16 protein-coding genes, 1 tRNA gene and 2 pseudogenes are annotated in these 19,259 nt (G+C 37.2%); 16 read left to right on the plus strand and 3 right to left on the minus strand.

The features are described from left to right. Positions 1-88: 88 nt before the first annotated feature. The 5 genes from AAFX60_005165 (at position 89) to AAFX60_005185 (ending at position 6,108) form a co-directional block, all read left to right on the plus strand. A complete protein-coding gene (locus AAFX60_005165; protein XDF78535.1) occupies positions 89-1,108 on the plus strand; it encodes a helix-turn-helix transcriptional regulator in 1,020 nt (339 codons plus the stop codon). Positions 1,109-1,284: 176 nt separating this feature from the next. Then, on the plus strand, positions 1,285-2,661 hold the full coding sequence (locus tag AAFX60_005170; protein XDF78536.1) for an amidohydrolase family protein: 1,377 nt from the start codon (positions 1,285-1,287) through the stop codon (positions 2,659-2,661). Between the two features lie 58 nt (positions 2,662-2,719). Next, positions 2,720-3,361: a DUF3299 domain-containing protein gene (locus AAFX60_005175; GenBank protein XDF78537.1), complete on the plus strand. Its 642-nt coding sequence runs from the start codon at positions 2,720-2,722 to the stop codon at positions 3,359-3,361. A 32-nt stretch (positions 3,362-3,393) separates the two neighbouring features. Continuing rightward, a complete protein-coding gene (locus tag AAFX60_005180) occupies positions 3,394-4,650 on the plus strand; it encodes a carbohydrate porin (GenBank protein XDF78888.1) in 1,257 nt (418 codons plus the stop codon). A gap of 198 nt (positions 4,651-4,848) precedes the next feature. Continuing rightward, positions 4,849-6,108: an amidohydrolase family protein gene (locus AAFX60_005185; protein XDF78538.1), complete on the plus strand. Its 1,260-nt coding sequence runs from the start codon at positions 4,849-4,851 to the stop codon at positions 6,106-6,108. Between the two features lie 17 nt (positions 6,109-6,125). Here the strand turns inward: AAFX60_005185 and AAFX60_005190 are convergent, their stop codons facing one another. Beyond that, positions 6,126-7,133 carry a helix-turn-helix transcriptional regulator gene (locus AAFX60_005190; GenBank protein XDF78539.1) on the minus strand — a complete coding sequence of 336 codons (1,008 nt, stop codon included), beginning with the start codon at positions 7,131-7,133 and terminating at the stop codon, positions 6,126-6,128. Positions 7,134-7,399: 266 nt separating this feature from the next. Between AAFX60_005190 and AAFX60_005195 the strand changes: the two genes are divergently transcribed. From AAFX60_005195 to AAFX60_005210, 4 genes and pseudogenes are all read left to right on the plus strand, one after another. After that, positions 7,400-8,527 (plus strand): HlyD family secretion protein, encoded by a 1,128-nt coding sequence (locus AAFX60_005195; GenBank protein XDF78540.1) that lies wholly within the window; start codon positions 7,400-7,402, stop codon positions 8,525-8,527. Next, a complete protein-coding gene (locus AAFX60_005200; protein XDF78541.1) occupies positions 8,517-9,536 on the plus strand; it encodes a DUF2955 domain-containing protein in 1,020 nt (339 codons plus the stop codon). Before AAFX60_005195 ends, AAFX60_005200 begins: the two co-directional genes overlap by 11 nt. A 25-nt stretch (positions 9,537-9,561) precedes the next feature. After that, positions 9,562-10,623 (plus strand): AI-2E family transporter, encoded by a 1,062-nt coding sequence (locus tag AAFX60_005205; GenBank protein ID XDF78542.1) that lies wholly within the window; start codon positions 9,562-9,564, stop codon positions 10,621-10,623. Beyond that, a pseudogene (locus AAFX60_005210) lies at positions 10,604-11,277 on the plus strand (potassium channel family protein). Before AAFX60_005205 ends, AAFX60_005210 begins: the two are co-directional and overlap by 20 nt. A 54-nt stretch (positions 11,278-11,331) precedes the next feature. On the opposite strand, the gene AAFX60_005215 reads toward AAFX60_005210, so the two are convergent. Together AAFX60_005215 and AAFX60_005220 are read right to left on the minus strand one after the other, a co-directional pair. Beyond that, positions 11,332-11,871, minus strand: a complete 540-nt coding sequence (locus AAFX60_005215; GenBank protein ID XDF78543.1) for a DUF3332 family protein — start codon at positions 11,869-11,871, stop codon at positions 11,332-11,334. Positions 11,872-12,295: 424 nt separating this feature from the next. Next, on the minus strand, positions 12,296-12,886 hold the full coding sequence (locus AAFX60_005220; GenBank protein XDF78544.1) for a UPF0149 family protein: 591 nt from the start codon (positions 12,884-12,886) through the stop codon (positions 12,296-12,298). Between the two features lie 310 nt (positions 12,887-13,196). Between AAFX60_005220 and AAFX60_005225 the strand changes: the two genes are divergently transcribed. From AAFX60_005225 to gshA, 7 genes and pseudogenes are all read left to right on the plus strand, one after another. Further along, positions 13,197-13,649, plus strand: coding sequence for an L-alanine exporter AlaE (locus AAFX60_005225; protein ID XDF78545.1), 453 nt, complete (start codon positions 13,197-13,199; stop codon positions 13,647-13,649). 178 nt (positions 13,650-13,827) lie between these two features. Continuing rightward, positions 13,828-13,915 (plus strand) — tRNA-Ser (locus tag AAFX60_005230). Between the two features lie 175 nt (positions 13,916-14,090). Further along, on the plus strand, positions 14,091-14,477 hold the full coding sequence (locus AAFX60_005235) for a DUF393 domain-containing protein (GenBank protein ID XDF78546.1): 387 nt from the start codon (positions 14,091-14,093) through the stop codon (positions 14,475-14,477). A gap of 34 nt (positions 14,478-14,511) precedes the next feature. Then, positions 14,512-15,218, plus strand: a pseudogene (locus AAFX60_005240) (SDR family oxidoreductase). Positions 15,219-15,422: 204 nt separating this feature from the next. Next, a complete protein-coding gene (gene hflX / locus AAFX60_005245; GenBank protein ID XDF78547.1) occupies positions 15,423-16,781 on the plus strand; it encodes a GTPase HflX in 1,359 nt (452 codons plus the stop codon). Positions 16,782-17,077: 296 nt separating this feature from the next. Then, positions 17,078-17,503, plus strand: coding sequence for an RNA polymerase sigma factor SigZ (gene sigZ / locus AAFX60_005250; protein XDF78548.1), 426 nt, complete (start codon positions 17,078-17,080; stop codon positions 17,501-17,503). A gap of 156 nt (positions 17,504-17,659) precedes the next feature. Continuing rightward, positions 17,660-19,258 (plus strand): glutamate--cysteine ligase, encoded by a 1,599-nt coding sequence (gene gshA, locus AAFX60_005255; protein XDF78549.1) that lies wholly within the window; start codon positions 17,660-17,662, stop codon positions 19,256-19,258. Position 19,259 lies beyond the last annotated feature (1 nt).

Here is a 19,259-nt window from a genome sequence, read left to right on the forward strand (position 1 = left end):
AAAGACATTAATGAGTTGGGATTGAATACTGATTTAGCAAGCTTACTTCAGCAATATTTCTTCATCAATGAAGACAGAGCACAACACAATGAGTAGAAGCAATAATATTCAATTAGTGACTAAAGATAGTGTCAAAATCTTCACCACTATATTTAAAGAGTTAGACAGTAAGAGCCATCTTTTGTTAAGAGAGGCAACCATTCCAATTGATATTATTGATGACGATAAAAGGCATTACTTGTACCTTCCAGAGTCTTGTTTAAAGAATTTAATGGAGGTATTAAGTCGTAATGTTGAAAATCATCGACTTGGGGTTTTATTTTGGCGCTTATGTAAAGATACTTATATTCCTAGTTTTATTGAAAGGTTAACTATTGGTGGTGATTTAAAGTCAACGTTAGATGAATTTTCTAATCTGTTGATAAGTGACTCAACTAACTCAAAAGTTTATCTACAAGAAAAGGGGGATACTTGGTGGTTGGTTCGTGAAAAATCAGGTATAGATGAACCTTGGTTTAAATTTGCAGAAATGTTTTCTGTGATTTTTATGTGTGAATTACTACGAAACCTGACAAGTCATGAATGGGCACCAAGCCGTATTGGGATTCGTTGCGATAATGATAGTGATTTTGTAGCACTTCCTGCGTTAAAGAGTGTTCAATTTTTTACTGAAAGACCGGTTACTGCAATTGAGATCCCCAAAGCATTTATATATAAAAAAGTGAATCTGATTCAAAAACAACGGACTCACAACATTTCAAATAATCCATTGAATATAAAGAATATCTGCTTTGTTGAACAATTTAAAATGGCGATATCTCCATATCTTCCTGTTGGAAAATTACCAATTAAACTGGCAGCTGAGATTTTACGGATGAATGTGAGAACACTTCAGCGAAAACTTAAGAATGAAGGAGCTATCTACCAAGTATTAATTGAAGAGATGTGTTTCGAACTCATTACACGAGATATTGTAGAAACAACAAAACCGATTACCATCATAGCCACTCAGTATGGTTATTCCGATGCAGGTCATTTCTCGCGTGCGTTTAAGCGTATTTATGGCATGTCGCCAACTCTGTATCGTAAAAATAATAGTTTAGTTTGAAATCATCTCTAATTTCTATTGTCGTCAAATGGCAATTAAATCGTATTGAATTCCTTTATGTTAGCAACTAGTCTCTATTATGTTTGCATTATGTTTTATTTTGCTGCTGTATATTTTAGTACTTTGAATCTGAATGCAAATGTAAGGGAATTATTTACATACTAAGGAATTTATTTATGAAAAATGCTTTAAGGTTTAGTGTCATAGCTTTGTCATGTGGCGCTGTTTTTTCTGCTTCGGCATCATCAACTCTGTTTACGAATGTAGATATCTTTAATGGAACGAAAAATAAATTATATGAAGATCATTATGTTTTGGTTGAAAATAATTTAATTAAAGCCATTTCAGCCAAACCGATTGAGGCAGGTGATGCATTAGTAATTAATGGCGAAGGTAAAACATTAATGCCAGGTTTAATTGAAGGCCATGGTCACCTTTTATTGAATGCCGGAACGTTAAATGATCATGAAAATAATAGAACAATTGAAGAATTAGCATCTAGAGCAACCGTAAATGCGAATGCAGCATTTCAGTCTGGTTTTACTACATGGCGAGATGCTGGTGGCTTAAATACGGGTTTACGTAAAACCATTGACTCAGGCATGCTCGAAGGACCTCGTTTATATACTTCTGGTGCTTTTATTGGGCCAACGGGTTCTCATGCGGATTTCAGTAATTTAACCACGCCAAATCAACATATTAATGGACCCCAAACATCAATGAGCCGCAGTAATGTGAGTGTGAATACAGACACTGTAGGTGAAATTAAATCGGCAGCTCGTCAAAACTTCAAACAAGGTAACTCTCAGCTCAAAATCATGTCTTCTGGTGGTGTTGCATCATCATTTGACCCGTGGCAATTAAACGCAATGTCTGCAGAAGAAATTGGTGCCGCTGTAGAGGTTGCTGACGCTTATGGTTCGTATGTAATGTCGCATGCTTACAGTAAAAAAGCGATTTTACGCAATCTAGATGCAGGCGTTAAGACCATTGAGCATGGCTTTATGTTTGATGGTGAAATTAATAAAAAAATGAAAGAAAAGGGCGCTTATATTACGACGAATATGACGGCTTTCTCTCCTTATTTAAGTCAAATCGAAGCGATCAATAGTAATCCTGCATCAAAACGCAAAGCTGAATCAGCAACCAAAGCATTCAAAAACTATATTTCTAATGTGAAAAAGTACCAACCGAAATGGGGATTCCATACCGATTGTGTTGGTGATGTAACGTCATGTATTAAACAAACTGACCATACGATTTATCTTGCAGGGAAAGAGCTAGGCAATTTTTATACTCTTAAAGGCATGACATCTGTAAATGGTGAAATTGTGAAATTATCAGGAGTGATGGATCCGTATCCTGAAGGTAAATTAGGTGTAGTTGAAGTGGGTGCTTATGCTGATTTATTGGTGGTAGATGGTAATCCTCTTGAAGACTTATCTGTGCTTGGCGCTAATGAAAAGTGGTTTGATGCGAAAGAGCGAGATCCTGCGCTTGATACGATTAAAGTTATCATGAAAGACGGCAAAATTTACAAAAATACGTTGTAGCAGTTGATGAACCTTTTTGTATAGCCTACTTAATGTAGGCTAGTTATAAGGATCCATAATGAAGAAAATTATCTTTTTATTGGTGCTATGTATCCCGTTCTATTCAATGAGTGACGAACTAATTGAATTAAAGTGGCAGGAATTAGCCATTAAACAAACTGAAGTTAATGTACGTTTACCTGAATTAACTGACCAACAAAAACTGACTCTTAAGCAAATTTTAATATTACAGAATGATGCTACAGCAAAAGCTGAAGAGCAGCGTTTAGAACTAATGAATCAACTAAAAAAAGAGGGGGTTAATGCAACAGAGGCGATTGCTGCAAGACAAGCATACATGACAGCAAAGCAAAAGAATGCAGAAGCAATAACTCAAGAATACGATGGAAAAAAAGTACGTATGCCAGGGTTCATTGTCCCTATTGAGTTTGACGGTTTAAAAACAACCGAGTTTTTATTAGTCCCCGTAGCAGGAGCTTGCATTCATATGCCTCCGCCACCTGCAAATCAAATTGTTCGAGTTTCATATCCAGAAGGCTTTACTGTGCAAAATGTGCAATATCCAGTTTGGATTGAGGGTGATTTTCATTCGAAAAAAGTGACGGAAGAAGTATTTTTAGTGGATGGTCAAAGTAATATCACAATGGGATATGAAATGAATGCATCGTTGATTGAAGATTATTATGAACCCGAAAGTTAATAAACTAGGAGATGACATTGAGTAATAACAATATGATAAAAAATAGTTTATTGATCACGGCGTTAACTTCACCTTTTGCGTTTGCTGCAAATTTCGAAAGTCCCGACTCTGTAGAAAATACCATTGAAAGTAAATCGTCTCTAAAACCACACTGGCGAGAAGAACTATCGAATAAAGGCATCACTTTTGGCATTGATTATTTGGCATTAGGTCTTTCTTCTCCTAATGGTTCTCAAGGAAACAGCATTGATCGTTCATCCGGTATTGCGCGGTTTTATGGGGCTTGGCATTTAGTTGGTAATGGCACAGAGGATACTGGTGGCATTGTTTGGAAGGTTGAGCATAGGCATGCTTACAGTTCAACACCACCTAAAAACATGGCTTTCATTGATGATATTAGTAATGGCCCAGAGGGCTTAGGTTATGTGGGAATGATAGCCCCAGCTTATAACGATCAAGGAACAAGGGTTACTAATCTACACTGGAAACAAAAATTCAATAATGGAAAAACATCTCTGCTCATTGGTTGGCAAGATGTGACTGATTATGTAGATGCATATGCTTTGGCGAGTCCGTGGACTGGGTTTACAAATTTAGCATTTAGTACAGGGGCTGGGGTCATGGGTTTACCTGACGATGGTATCTTAGCTATTTCTGCCGGGCATATGGTCACAGATAATTTTTATGTCGTTGCTGGCATTGCAGATGCAAAAGGAAAGTCTGATGATATTTTTGAAGGGTTTGATACAGCCTTTCATGACAGCACTTATTTTAAAACCCTTGAGTTAGGGTGGACGGATTCACAAGACCAAATTTATACCGACAATTTTCATGTAACGTTGTGGCATTTTGATGAAGGATCAAGACACAGTTTATCATCAACGGTGTTATCTGATGGAAGCGTTATTGGCGGTGAGAGTGGACAAGGTGTTAACTTTTCATGGAGTCAGTTTGTTACTGCTCAATTTATGCCTTTTGTTCGTGGTGGTATATCTGAAGGAGATGTTGCCTTATTCGATAAATCGTTAAGTGTCGGTGTTGGGTACTTTGGACTAGGTACTGGTAATAATAATTTAGGTTTTGCTGTTAACTGGTCTGAAACCAACAGTGATACATTGCAAAAATTTATGGGGGCTGAAAAGTATCAAACTACGGCTGAGTTATATTACAACATGCAAATAGGGGATAATTTTCAGATCACTCCAGATATTCAATATATAAATAATCCAGCTCTTTCAAGTGAAAGCAGTGCGTGGGTCTTTGGCTTACGAGCAAGAATTTTTATATAAATAGAAAGGCATCTAGCAACTTAAATAAGCAATTAATTTTAATGGCTTATTTAAGTTGCTAGATGCCTTTTTTTGGTTGCTGTGTATCTAAAGATTAAAGTAATAAAGCAAAGTGCCCACTTGTCGTCAAATGGCAATTCTCCGGACTAAATTTAACCTATTATCTCTCTGTCCCCACAAAATTAAAGAGAGAAAAATATGACTACAGTAATAACTAATGCAAACGTATTTAATGGCGTAGATAATCAATTACAAGAAAATGTGTCTTTGCTCATTGAAAATAATGTGATCACTCAAATTGGTGATGTTGACTTATCTTTAGCAAGCGAAATTATTGATGCTAAAGGTGGCACAGTGATGCCGGGTCTTATGGATGCACACGTTCATATCACGATGTCTGCGCCTTTTCATGAACTTGATAAAATGACCAGAGAAGAAGTTGCAATCCGCTCTGCAAAAGTTGCAGAAGGAATGCTGATGCGTGGTTTTACAACGGTTCGTGACGTAGCGGGCAATACACTAGGGCTTAAAAACTGTATTGATAATGGTTATGCTACAGGTCCTCGAATTCTGCCTTCTCAAGCGGCTATTTCACAAACTTGTGGTCATTCAGATTATCGTCAAAACCAAGCACAAGAACGTACTGGCAGTCATGAAGATTCTCCTTTAATGAAAACGGGCGCATTTAAAGTAGCAGATGGCCGCTCAGAAGTGCTTAGAGCGGTACGTGAGCAGTTATTTATGGGCGCATCGCAAATTAAAATGATGGCCGGTGGTGGCGCTTCATCGACATTTGATCCACTTGATACGATTCAATACACATTAGATGAAATGAAAGCAGCGGTTGAAGCCGCATCCGATTACGGTACCTATGTCGCTGCGCATATTCATACTGCTGATACCATGAGAAGAGCTGCCGAGGCTGGGGTAATGTCATTTGAGCATGCCACTATTATGGATGATGACATTGCTAAAACCATTAAAGATAAAGGGATCTTTGTTATTCCATCGTACTTTACGTCATCACTGATTGCTGAACGAAAAATACCTCTAGGCAGTGAAACCTTGTATCAAAAAACAGAGCGAGTGGGTAAAGCGATGTTTAAGTCAGCAGAGTTAATTAAAAAGTACGATATCCAAAATATTTGTTTTGGTACCGATTGTGTAGGCACGCTTGATGTCCATAAAACACAGTCAGAAGAACTTCAAGCTATTGAGACGGTATTTGATTCATTGACTGCTCTTAAAATGGTGACATCGAATTGTGGACGTTTGTTTGAGATGTCAACATACAAGCATCCATACCAAGAAGGTAAGCTAGGTCAAATTACTGAAGGGGCTTATGCTGACTTACTTATCATTGAAGGGAATCCTTTGAATGGTGTGTCATGTGTTACTAATACTGAAACACAAAAGCTCATCATGAAAGATGGAGTGGTGTACAAAAATACACTATGAGCAATTCGCATGAGTTGTTAATTTTGTAGACCAAGAATGGTCTTCTTATATAACTTAGGGGTTAATCCGCTGATCCGTTTAAATGCTCGTGAAAAATGCGAGATATTATTATAACCAAGTTGGTTTGATATATGGGTTAGCGAATGCCCCTCTTCCATAAGCTCACAAGAGACAGATAGCATAAGACTTTCTTTTATTTGTCTAAATGATGTGCGTTCTTCTTTTAAGCGTCTTTGAAATGTTCTTGAGGTCATATTTAGCAGTTTTGCAGCTTGATTAACCGTTAAAGAATGCTCTCTCACATAAGGTAGTAAAGCGGTAAATACACTGTCACTAAAGCTAGAGTGCCATTCAACTAATGGCTGCTTTTGTTCGGTATCGGAATGCGATATATGGATTTCTTTGTGCAGTATATCGTCATCAATCAAAACGGCTGTAGTATGCTGACCAATAAACAATTGGGTCTTGCCATTTAATGAAGACAATAAAGCGTCGGCATCGTTGTGTTGAATTCGGATTTGTTGAGGGAACCAATTCGTTTTGGTTAATGCCTGAATGAGTTCTATGATATATAAAACGGCAAACACTTCGCTCCACAAAAAGTAAACACTGTTTTCATAAGGTGTAGATCGACAAAACCAGTGTTTATTGTATTCTTCTTCAAATGAAATTGAGCTTCCCGGTGAGTCACTCTTAAATACATCACTTGCTTTTTCAAGCGCCTCTTTAACGGTAACCGCTTCACTAAATTGTTTGAGTATTTGCGGAATAATGCGTTGTCGGAAAGCTAACCGTAAAAGTTCACTAAAATTGTTAATACCAACTTGAGATGAGAGTAAATAGATCAAACGTTTTACGGGCTCAGTTGGTAAATAATCTTTATCGGTATTAAACAGATCTGGAGGCAGTCCAGAGTCACGTAACAGTTCTTGAATATTTATTCCGTGCTTTGCAAACACATCAATAAGAATTTTTGTATAACCCGTACGGATCATAGGTAATGGTGCTGTGTTAGAAGACGGCATAAATAACTCATTCTATGTAAAACGAATAATAAGTATTGGCGTAAAATGGTAAGTAATCATTCTCTATTTGCTGATATTTTTATCTTTTAGTTCAATTTGCGACACACAACACAATATTGCTGTACTGTTGTATATTGATGAGTATTAGATCTTATATAAATAACTAATTAAATAATAAGTATTTTCTATATAAGTTTCTCGATTTTTTTCAAATAGCGACTATAAATATAGTTTAGGAATGGATTCCAATAGCGGTAGGTAACGGTATGACAGAAGAAATAAAAGCACCAAAAGAAGAGAGTGAAAATACCTCACAAGAAAATAACGCGCCTAAAAAAAATAAGGTTCGAAAAATTACGAATTATTTGTTAATTACGGTTGCTGCTCTACTGTTATTTAGCATTATTTCTGATCGCATTATTCCTTTAACCGATAATGCCCGAGTAAAGGGCTATGTCGTTCCTATAAAGCCTGAAGTCTCTGGGCAAGTTTTAGATATTTTAGTTCAACCTAATCAACTAATTAAAGAAGGCGATGTACTTGCTAAATTAAATCCTGTTGATTATGAAATCGCATTAAAACAAGCAGAACAAAGTTTAGAAATTGCAGGGCAAAATGTAGGTGCTCAAACTGCGGTGATTGCTTCATCTCAAGCAAGATTAACTAGCGCAAATGTTGAATTGGAAAATACGCGACTTCAATCTAATCGTATTCTTGAAATGGCAGAGCGTGGTGTTGTATCTAAAGCTGATGCAGATAAAGCACGAGCGGCATTAGCTACAGCAAAAGCGAATGTTGTTAATGCTCAAGCTGATCTCGAAAAATCGAAGAAACAATTGGGTGCTGATGGTGCTGAAAACAGTCAGATTAAAGCTGCGTTGTTGGCATTAGAGCAAGCTCAAATTAATTTAGAGAGAACGGAAATTAAAGCGCCTACTGATGGCGGAGTGTCTAATTTTAGTTTATCTGAAGGGTTTTATGCTTCTGCTGGTCAGCCAATTATGACGTTTGTTTCAACGGAAAGTATTTGGATTGAAGCGTATTTTAGAGAAAATAGCTTAGGAAATATTCAACCGGGCGATAAAGTTGAAATCGCATTGGATTTTGCTCCAGGCAAAGTGATTCAAGGTACGGTAAGCAGCGTTGATTGGGGCGTTGATTGGGGTCAAAGCAATCAAGCGGGCAAGTTAGCTCAAGCGAATAATCAAACTGGATGGTTACGCCAAACTCAGATGCTACCTATTGCCATTGAGTTTGATCATTCACAAACAACTGGACAATTGCGTATCGGCGGGCAAGCGGATGTAATTGTGTATAGTGGTGATAACGTTATTTTTAATACGATAGGCAAACTGTGGATCCGCTTTGTGAGCTTGATGTCTTATGTCAGATAACGTCATTGAAGATACTCGAATTCAAACTAAGATACTGAGATACACGGTAGGGGTAGGTCTTGCCGTGTTTCTTGCTGCACTAATAGATTGGCCATTAGCCTTCGTTGCCCCTGTTTTTGTGGCTAAGTTTCTGATTGATAAACCTGAGTTAAATAAAGAAACTTTATATGAATTAACCATCGCTATGGTTGCTACCATGGTGCTTGGTTTGTTGCTATCAAATGGAATAACTCAATACCCAATTCCAATGCTTATTTTGGTCGGGATTATGATGTTGTGGGGATACTATTTGTTTACGGACCCTAAATGGAATTTGTTTGCAACCATATTGATTATTGCCATATTAATGCTTCCGTTTATGGCGATATCCAATCCGGGTATGTCGGTTTTTCTTGCGACAGGTTTAGCAAGCTCGGGGGTTGTGGCGGTTATTATTTTTGCTTTAGTTCATATTTATTTTCCTGAGAAAGAATCCTCTTTTTCTGGGTATCAACCTTCACCATTATCCAAGCAACAGCGATGGTATGCAGCATTTAGAGCGATGATTATTTCGTTTCCCGTCGTTTGCTTTTTCTTCATATTTCAAATATCAGAGGCTCTATTAACTATGATGTTTATCGCCTTGTTATCTTTAATGATTACAGGTGAGAAATCAGTTAAATTGAGCGCATTTTTGATTATCGCCAATAGTATTGGCGGTGCTTTGGCGATCGGTGTTTTTTCAGTGTTAAGCCTCGCACCTAATATTTTATTTTATACGTTATTTATTTCATTAATTGCTTTGATAATGGCAACTCAAATCTATACAAAACCAGCAAAAGCTCCAGTTTATGCTACGGCTTTTAGTACTGTACTTGTATTGTTAGGAAGCACATTAATGAGCTCTGGTGATATCGATAGCAATATGTTTATACGTATCTTTCAACTGTTTATGATTGGTATTTATATGATTATCGTTTCTTTCTTTTTAGAAACACGACAATGGGCGTTTTTAAAAATGCAGCCATAGTTTTCATTACGAACAAGGATTGTTTATGAAATTAGAAAATGATTTTTCGAATAAGGCAATAGACGCATTTATTAAAATATCAGCGATCGCTATTTTGGTGTTTTGGTGCTTTTCTATTTTAAAACCATTTATGCTGTTGGTCGTGTGGGGAGGGATCATCGCCACCGCTTTATACCCAATCGTCACTTGGGGGCATAATAAATTTGGAATTTCAAAAGGCAAGGTTAGCGCAGGTTTAGCCTTTATTGGTGTGGTTCTTCTGGTTATTCCTTTAGTTGCACTCTCTACGGGGTTGTATACCAGTGGTTCAGAATTAGTGGCAGGCTATCAAAATGGCACTATATCCATACCTAAACCCAGTATAAACGTTAAAGAGTGGCCATTAATAGGCGATAAGGCGTATGCTTTTGGTATTCATGCGTCTTCAAACTTAGAAAGTGTTTTACTTAAATATGGGGAAGAGGTGAAAGCCATTGTAGGCAAATTGGCGTCGATAGTTGGTTCATTAGGTGGCGGCTTTATTCAGTTTATTATCTCGACCATCATTGCTGGTGCTTTTATGGCAAATGCAGATAAGTGTGAACGTGCTTTTGTATTAGTCGCAAATCGCTTAACGGGTGAACATGGTGAGGCATTAACAACCTTATCTAAAACAACCGTAAGAAGTGTTGTTCAAGGTGTTATTGGGGTCGCTGTGATTCAATCGGTAATGGCGGGCTTAGGTATGGCTTTCGTTGGTGTTCCTGCCATTGGGTTATGGATGCTGCTTGTTATGCTTATTGCCATTATTCAACTCCCACCCATTCTTGCTCTATTGCCCGTCATTCTTTATGTCTTTAGTGTTGATACCACAACAACTGCCGTTCTTTTTCTTATATGGTGTATTGTGGTTAGCGGTAGTGATGCGATATTAAAACCAATGCTACTTAGCCGTGGTTCAGAGACGCCGATGCTGGTTATTTTACTTGGTGCGTTAGGTGGAATGGCAATGTCAGGTATTGTTGGTTTATTTGTCGGTGCAGTAATTTTAAGTCTAACTTATCAATTATTTATGGTTTGGTTAGATAATGAATCGGCAGGGAAATAACAATGAAAAAAGTGTCTGCGACGATAATTTCTATTTTTTGTTTTTTGCTCTACTGGGTTTGCTATTTATGAGTGCTGTTATGCAGCAACTTTTCAGTGGTGGACAGAAAACCGTATTAGCTTTGATCATTATTTGTTTGGCAGTGTCTATTGTTGGTGTCAATCGTAAGCAAGCACTGTATAGAACTTGGTATGGTTTTTTATTAAGTATCGCTTCAATATCTGGAGGATTGTCTTTCTTAGAAGGATATGATCTGTCTTTGATTACCTTAGGGGCACTCTTATTTTTTTTATTGTCTCATACTTATACTGCTTTAAAGCAGGTAATGTTGCCTGATAATGTCAGCCGTAATCAAATTGTGGGTTCCATTTGCGTTTATTTATTATTAGGCGTTTCTTGGGCAATTATTTATCTCATTCAAATAGAGCTTTTTCCTGATTCATTTAATGGAATAGAGCCTAAACCTTGGATGGATAATCTGTTTGATGCGATATATTTCAGTTTTATCACATTAACCACTGTGGTTATGGTGATATTTCACCAATATTGCCTATTCCAAGATTCTTTGTTTTTATTGAATCAATCTTAGGTGGGTTCTATTTGGCGATAATGGTTGCAAGCTTAGTGAGTAGTCACTTAAGTCAATCTCGTTAAAATTAATGATAAAGCCCCGTATTAATTTATATAGGTTACGGGCTTAGTTATTAATTAAACACTTTCTTCTTTAAGTGTTTTTAATTGAGGTATTGTAGTCTGCGATATCAGTTCATCATCAATATAGTAATTAACTTTTTCACCATCACGAACGCCTGTCAGAATGCCGGTATCGCCATTGTTATATACGATATCCATTTGAATGGTATTTTCATCAATGGCTTTCATTTCACCTGTTTTAATCTTTCTATTATTCGTAATTGGTGCGATAGGCGCATCTCTTAATGATGGGTCTAATTCGTCATTTACTTTAAACTGTGTGTCTACTTTTGAATCAAAAATATGTGAATTACCGTTTAAAGGGTTTGTTCCTGTCCAGAATTCTAATGAGTTAAATAGAGTGTAATCAACAGCACTGGTAATGCCATACACTGGAGCAAGAAGTAAGTTAACACCAGCTCTCGCATATCGATTATCTACAACCTCGACATTAAATTTCATTACTTTTCCGGTAACAGCATTACTCCCAATGCAGCCTGTTAATGTTGATGCAAGAAGGATAATGCCAGCTGTTTTTACAAAGATACGTTTCATTTTAAAATTCCAATTATTAATAAGTAAATTTACTTGGTGAGTTGAATGTTTTATTTCATAACGTAGTTATAAGTAGATTTGGCAGTCCAAGCTAAAAGACGAAATGCAAATAGACTTAACTTAATCGTAAATTTTGTTATTGAAATAATGAGTTCTTTAGAGACTTTTAAAATTTGAAATATATCGGTGTGTTTAAAGTCGCTTAATATCATGGTTTAGTTCCAAAAATAAATGGCATCCAATTCCGAGTGAGTGTTATTTGATGAAGTGAATGATACGTTGAAATAAAAATGATATTTACCACTTTGCGCCATGGCAGGTATTTAATCGATAAGCCGGTTATTTATAAGAGGTAGGGTATTGCGGATATAAAAATGGCGACCAGTGCGGTCGCCATTTTTGTAATTTTATTTTTGGACTTTATTTATTCGTCGCGACTTGCTTCTGCTTCTGCAAGTTCATAACCACGCATGGTTAATCCTGATAGCATCATAGGTACAGCATTGTAAATTTCAGTGAATTCGCCTAAACCTTCGATACCTTGTTCTTCTAATGCAGATAGCGCCGTCTCTGGGTCAAAAAGCATGCTAATAGAAAGTAATACACCACCAAGTAGGGCGTTGTTTTCACTTTCTTCTGGCATTAAGGTTTCCCAATCATCACGAGTTAGTTGCCAGCCTTGTAATAGACCTTCTGAAAATTGACGAGTTTCAGAAGTAACGATTTCTTCATCATCTAATTTACACTCTTCAGGCCATTGCCATGTGCCAGATAAAAACGCTTCACGATAATCATTCCATAAGTTAACAACGATGTTCGCATAAGCTTCTAGATCTTCTGCATTAGTAAATGGAGAAGTTTCTTCACCACCCCATAAAAAAGCTAACCATTCATTTGGATTAATCAGATTAGGGGCTGCTGCCATAGCGGCAATAAAACCTTGAGTTTGCGCTTCAGTAAGCAGTTTATTTTCTAATTCAGGGTTTGAAAGAATTGTCGTAAGTGATAAAGACATAGTGTTCTCATTCCATTCAATTTTTTACTATTGTACCAAGAAGTTTTTGCCTTGTCTGAAATGAAATTATGTAGCAATTTTGTATGTAATTTTATTACCTATACTGCCAAGTAGTTGATCAAACTGATTTTGAACGTAAAAGTAGCTGTAAATTTACTACATAGTTTCAACTTCAGTATCTAATTCTGTATACATTGTGGTCTAATAGCCATAATTGCTAGTCAGATCTACCTGTCTAGTTCATTCCACTGGATGCGTTTCATCATCCAGTCCATTAGTCTGATATTTGTGTGTTGGAGAGAGTAAGTTAATGTCTAAGAAAGGGCCATTTAATATCCGCAATGCTGCGGCTGATACATTTGCAATGGTGGTTTTTTGTTTTATTACAGGCATGTTTATTGAAATATTAATTTCAGGAATGACATTTGAGCAGTCGTTGGCTTCTCGAACTCTTTCCATACCAGTTAACATCGCAATCGCATGGCCTTATGGGGTTTTCCGTGATTTTATGCTTCGTCAAGGTGCTCGTATCTCACCGAGTAAATTTATGAAGAATATTGCAGACTTAGTCGCGTATGTGACATTCCAGTCGCCAGCTTACGCCATGATTTTATTAGTCGTGGGGGCAACACCAGAGCAAATCATTACTGCTGTTTCAAGTAACGTTGTTGTCTCATGTGTAATGGGTGTGTTTTATGGTTACTTTTTAGATGCTTGCCGTAAAGCATTTAAAGTTCCAGGTTACTACACACCACAAGCGTAAGTATAAACTTTTATGTTATAGATAGAGCCAGCATATAATTATGCTGGCTTTTTTGTTTATAACACGAGCAAGACGTGTAAAAATGAAGCAACCAATTGAGATTCTGCAAGAAACTCCTTGACCCCTAGAGGCTAAATCATTAAATTAGCGCTCGTTGTTTCAAAAAGAACAACAATTCGGTGAGTTGTCCGAGTGGCTGAAGGAGCACGCCTGGAAAGTGTGTGTACGGCAACGTACCGAGAGTTCGAATCTCTCACTCACCGCCACATTTAAGCCCTAGCAGAAATGCTGGGGCTTTTTCGTATTTATAGCCTACATATCATTCTTATCCATTTTTCTGCAAAATTATCTGACCATTTATTTGGGTTGGTATAAACCTTCTCTTGATCTGAAAAGTCACCTCTGACGTATAACATAGAGAACTTAAACATAGAGGTACATATGTATCAGTTAACCGTTTTTTATGATGGAACTTGTCCATTGTGTGCAAAAGAGATGAGATCGCTCAAACAGCAAGACAAAAACAATGTGATAAAAACCATTGATATTTATAGTGAAGCATTTTCTGAATACCCTAATATTGACCCAAAGGCTGCAAATACGGTTTTACATGCATTAAATCAGAAAGGCGAGTTGATTCTCGGGTTAGATGTAACGTATCTCGCATGGAAATTAGTGGGTAAAGGTTGGCTTTATGCTCCTCTCAGATGGCCGGGAATTAAGGTGCTCGCAGATTGGTGCTATCTACACTTTGCTAAAAATCGTTATCGAGTGTCTTATTGGTTAACGGGAGTATCTCGTTGCAATAAAACCAGTTGTTCAAAATAGATTGTGATGTGACAGAGCTTTACGAGGAATCATGATGAATATACTCATTGTTGGAGGAAACGGAGGTATAGGTTTTGCGATGATAAAGAAGTGCCTTACTCAGTATTCAGATGCTCATATCCATGCAACTTATCGTCAAACTAAACCACGGTTTCAGCATGAAAGAGTGAGCTGGTATCAAGTCGATGTTAGCCATGATGATGAAGTGAAATTATTCAGTGAATTATTTGATGATATCGATTGGGTTATTAATTGTGTTGGTATGTTACATACATCAGATAAAGGGCCTGAGAAAAATTTAGGCGCATTAGATAGTACTTATTTTCAGCAAATAATATTGGCAAATACATTACCAACGCTATTATTAGCCAAATATTTCACCCCAAAACTTAAAAATACAAATCATCCTAAATTTGCCGTTATTTCTGCGAGAGTAGGTAGCATTTCAGACAATGAATTGGGGGATGGTATAGCTATAGAGCATCAAAAGCTGCGTTAAATATGTTCATTAAAACCATGTCAATTGAATGGCAAAGGAGTGTGAAAAATGGTGTGGTATTAGCTCTTCACCCGGGAACGACAGACACTGCATTGTCTAAGCCATTTCAAGCAAACGTTTCACAAAATAAATTATTTTCACCAGAAAAAGTAGCAGGTGATCTTATTGGGTTGATGAAATCTAGTTCACCTCAAGAGAGTGGTAAGTTTTTGGCTTATAATGGGGAAACTCTACCTTGGTAATAAATCAGTTACTTTGCAACAGAGTGATACATCACCATGCTTTACCAGTTTAAGTTTACAGTGTTATATCTATGAGCTCTCACCACCCAAAAGATTATTCTTTATTTAATTTCTATTTACCTATCAAGCTTCTTAATAACAGCGTAGGATTAGACTAACTTTAGCTAAAATCAGGCTTGCACTCCGGTGCTTTAAGATAAAATCATGAAACTAACCGAAAAACCGTTGCTTAATAACGCCTTACTTATTTCTATTTGTACACCGCAATTTAAAGGTGAGGAAGCCAAACAATCCTTGGCTGAACTTGCTCGCTTGGTGACAACCTTAGGTTTTAAAGTTGTTGGAACGCAATCTCAAAAGCAAACCTCTACGCAAAAGATGAGTGTACTAGGTGCTGGGAAATTGGCAGAGATCGCACACATCACAGGTAATCAAGGAGAGGGTACGGATGCCGATACCGAAGATTTCTTTGATGAAACTGATTTTGATGATATTCCTTCAGAGAACTTACCGTTTGGTTGTGCTGATGTTGTTGTCTTTGATTGTGATTTAAGTCCATCTCAACTGCGTAATGTTGAGAATCAACTTGGTGTTCAGGTATACGATCGCACGGGTATTATCATTGAAATATTTAGCCGTCATGCTCGTACACGTACCGCTCGTCTTCAAGTTGAGATGGCTCGACTGAATTATGTCGCCCCAAGATTGAGAGAATCTTCAATCGGTGACAGTGAACGCCAAATGGGTAAAGGTTCAGGTGAGACAAGTTTAGAGCTGGACCGTCGTAAAGTTCGTGATCAATTAGCTGAATTACGTCGAGAGTTAGACAGTGTTCAAGATGAACTGAAAGGTAGACGAGCTCAGCGTTCTGAACTGTTTTGTGTTGCTTTAGTGGGTTACACCAATGCTGGTAAATCTTCAATGATGCGTGCATTAACAGGTAGTGAAGTACTGGTTGAAAATAAATTGTTTGCAACACTAGATACAACAGTGCGTGCGCTGTATCCAGAAACTCAACCTCGAATTCTTGTTTCAGATACCGTAGGGTTCATAAAAAAATTACCCCATGATTTGGTCGCTTCTTTCCACTCAACGTTAGCAGAAGCGCACGATGCTTCATTATTACTGTATGTAGTAGATGCCTCAGATCCCACCTTTAGAACTCAGCTTGATGTAGTTCATGAGGTACTTGGAGAAGTGGGTGTTGATGGCATTGATAAGTTATTAGTTTTAAATAAATCAGATCAACTGACTCCTGAGCAGCAACAAGCATTAATGGAAGAGTTTCCTGATGCGATGATGACATCAACTCGTAATCCACTTGATGTAGCCAAATTGCATAAATATATCGTTAACGCTTCAGAGAAAGGGATGATCGAAGAAGAACTCATTGTTCCTTACGATGCAAAAGGCATAATGGGAGAGATCCGCTCAAGCATGAGTGTGGTGAATGAAGAATATGATTACGATCATATGAAGTTGACGGTACGCTCTAGTGCAATTGATTTAGCAAGATTAAAAAAGCTGATGTCGAATGTATTAAACGAAAATGATAGTGAGTGATCACATAGTAAATAGAGTGATACATACCTATTTAAGTTAAGCCTTAGCAGAAATGTTGAGGCTTTTTCGTATTTATATTGTCATGAATTTGCTGTTTGATGATTAAATACTTATTTTGTTCAAATGCTAGAGCTGATAATGTTAGGGGGGTATTTAGTTTATTTGAGGCCGGTCTTTATGTTGTCAGAATGGCAAAATCACAAAGCACAATTACATAATTATATTCATAAACGAGTGATGATGAGAGTGCAGTTGATGACATACTTCAAGATGTGTACATAAAAGCCAGCAGCAATTTGCATCAGCTAAAATCAAAAGGCAGCTTGAAAGGCTGGTTGTATAAGATTGCCTATAATACGATTATGGATTTTTATCGAGATAAATTGTCTTATGATGAACTACCGGAAGATTTAGCAGCAGAAGATGAAGATGCTGTAGAGGAGGCTCGGAAAGAAATCGCAGAGTGTATGCGTCCGTTAATCGATGAGCTTCCTGATAAATACAGTGTTCCTCTTCGTTTAGCGGAATTAGAAGGTATTCCTCAGCAAGAAATTGCAGATAAATTAGGATTATCATTGTCGGGAGCTAAAAGTCGAATTCAGCGCGGGAGAGTTAAGTTTCGCGAAAATCTTATGACTTGTTGCGATTTTGAAATCAATGATGGGGGAATGGTTACAGGTTATACCCCTAAGAAAACTAACTGCTCTTCACCTAAGAGATAATCTTACTCTCTCTTTTTCAACTGGACGGTAAATAAACGCATTATTTACCGTTTGTCTAATTACTTTATCATTTTTCATTTTATTGAAATTTTTTTGCGTCTTTTTCTTTATCTGTGCGTCTTCAAGTTGTTAGAAACATTTTTATGAAGAACATAAATGAAAAATACAGATGTGAAATACCTAGAACCTCATATTCTTTCTTTTTTAAACAATGAAAATGCCATGAATACACTGCATGACATTCGACGTGGAATTGAAAGAGAATTGATCCGTACGACGCCTGAAAGCCGCATTTCAAACTTACCTCATCCAGAAGAGTTAGGCTCTGCTTTAACACACCCTTACATCACAACTGATTTTGCGGAAGCACAATTAGAGTTGGTGACTCCTGCAATGACAGAAAGAAAGACGACGTTTGATTCGTTAGCTTCTTTACACCATTTTGTCGCTACTCATCTACCTGACAATGAAATCATGTGGGGAGCAAGTATGCCACCTGAGCTGCCAAGTGATGATGAGATTAAGATCGCAGCGTATGGAACATCAAACGCTGGATTACATAAGGTACGTTATCGTGAAGGATTGGCGAATCGTTATGGAAAAAGAATGCAACTAATTTCAGGTATTCATTATAACTTTTCATTACCTGATTCTTTTTGGGAAATCTTACATTCACATATTGGTAGTGAATTATCCTTAAATGATTTCATTTCAGAACGTTATTTTCATTTGATTCGTAATGTCCTACGTAATGGTTGGATTATTCCATATTTATTTGGTGCGTCACCTGCGGTAGATAAAAGTTATTTAATCAATCAAGAACACGCTTTAAATCTTCTTGATGACGAGACTTATTATTTGCCATGGGCGACATCTTTACGCTTGAGTAACATGGGATATAGCAGTAATGAGCAATCTTTTTATCCAACAAGCTTTAATAGTAAGCAAGAGTATTTGGCTGATTTATGTCACGCATTAACGACGCCAAGTGAGCGCTATACTCATTTAAATGGAGATCAGCAACTGAATGCATCGGTCTTACAATTAGAAAATGAGCTATACGGTTCTGTGAGACCTAAAATCGTTAGTGATCAATTACGTCCTTTGTATGCGATGTGTCATCACGGTATTCAATATATTGAACTACGTAGTCTAGATAACAATCCACTATTACCATTAGGTATCAGTGAAGATCAAAGCTATTTTTTAGATGCTTTTCTTACATATAACGCCTTAGCACCAAGCCCTGAGTTAACTGATTCTGAACGAGAGTTAATTGCTCGTCGTCAAGAGTTAGTGGCAACCGAAGGGAGAAAAGAAGGGCTATTATTACCAACGCAACAAGGTGATAGAGAGCTTAAAGAGCTTGGCTTGACTTTATTATCATCAATGATGCCAGTTGCGTCGTGGTTAGATAATGTGTTTGCTACAGAAGGGCATAAACAAGGCATTGAGCGTGAAAAGGTTAAGTTTATAGATAGTAATTTAACGCCATCAGCGCAAATATTAACAATAATGAAAGATGAAAAACTGTCATATAAACACGTAACACAGAGATTATCTGAAATGCATTTTAAACAGCATAAAGATGTCGAAATTAATAAAGAAGAAATGGCAGGTTTATCCCGATTAGTTGGCGAGTCTTTAGCTAAACAGCAAAGAATAGAGACGCTACAAGATATGAGTTTTGATGAATTTATTCAGAAAAAAAACGATTTGCAGTGTGATTGTGAGATAGAAGAGGTCGTAGCGTAAT

Origin of the sequence: Aliivibrio fischeri, assembly GCA_038993745.2 — a bacterium.
Lineage (GTDB): Bacteria > Pseudomonadota > Gammaproteobacteria > Enterobacterales > Vibrionaceae > Aliivibrio > Aliivibrio fischeri_B.

Coding starts and splice junctions, on each gene's coding strand:
- AAFX60_005165 (XDF78535.1), top strand. CDS start 89: ATGAGTAGAAGCAATAATATTCAATTAGTGACTAAAGATAGTGTCAAA.
- AAFX60_005170 (XDF78536.1), top strand. CDS start 1,285: ATGAAAAATGCTTTAAGGTTTAGTGTCATAGCTTTGTCATGTGGCGCT.
- AAFX60_005175 (XDF78537.1), top strand. CDS start 2,720: ATGAAGAAAATTATCTTTTTATTGGTGCTATGTATCCCGTTCTATTCA.
- AAFX60_005180 (XDF78888.1), top strand. CDS start 3,394: ATGATAAAAAATAGTTTATTGATCACGGCGTTAACTTCACCTTTTGCG.
- AAFX60_005185 (XDF78538.1), top strand. CDS start 4,849: ATGACTACAGTAATAACTAATGCAAACGTATTTAATGGCGTAGATAAT.
- AAFX60_005190 (XDF78539.1), bottom strand. CDS start 7,133: ATGCCGTCTTCTAACACAGCACCATTACCTATGATCCGTACGGGTTAT.
- AAFX60_005195 (XDF78540.1), top strand. CDS start 7,400: ATGACAGAAGAAATAAAAGCACCAAAAGAAGAGAGTGAAAATACCTCA.
- AAFX60_005200 (XDF78541.1), top strand. CDS start 8,517: ATGTCAGATAACGTCATTGAAGATACTCGAATTCAAACTAAGATACTG.
- AAFX60_005205 (XDF78542.1), top strand. CDS start 9,562: ATGAAATTAGAAAATGATTTTTCGAATAAGGCAATAGACGCATTTATT.
- AAFX60_005215 (XDF78543.1), bottom strand. CDS start 11,871: ATGAAACGTATCTTTGTAAAAACAGCTGGCATTATCCTTCTTGCATCA.
- AAFX60_005220 (XDF78544.1), bottom strand. CDS start 12,886: ATGTCTTTATCACTTACGACAATTCTTTCAAACCCTGAATTAGAAAAT.
- AAFX60_005225 (XDF78545.1), top strand. CDS start 13,197: ATGTCTAAGAAAGGGCCATTTAATATCCGCAATGCTGCGGCTGATACA.
- AAFX60_005235 (XDF78546.1), top strand. CDS start 14,091: ATGTATCAGTTAACCGTTTTTTATGATGGAACTTGTCCATTGTGTGCA.
- hflX (XDF78547.1), top strand. CDS start 15,423: ATGAAACTAACCGAAAAACCGTTGCTTAATAACGCCTTACTTATTTCT.
- gshA (XDF78549.1), top strand. CDS start 17,660: ATGAAAAATACAGATGTGAAATACCTAGAACCTCATATTCTTTCTTTT.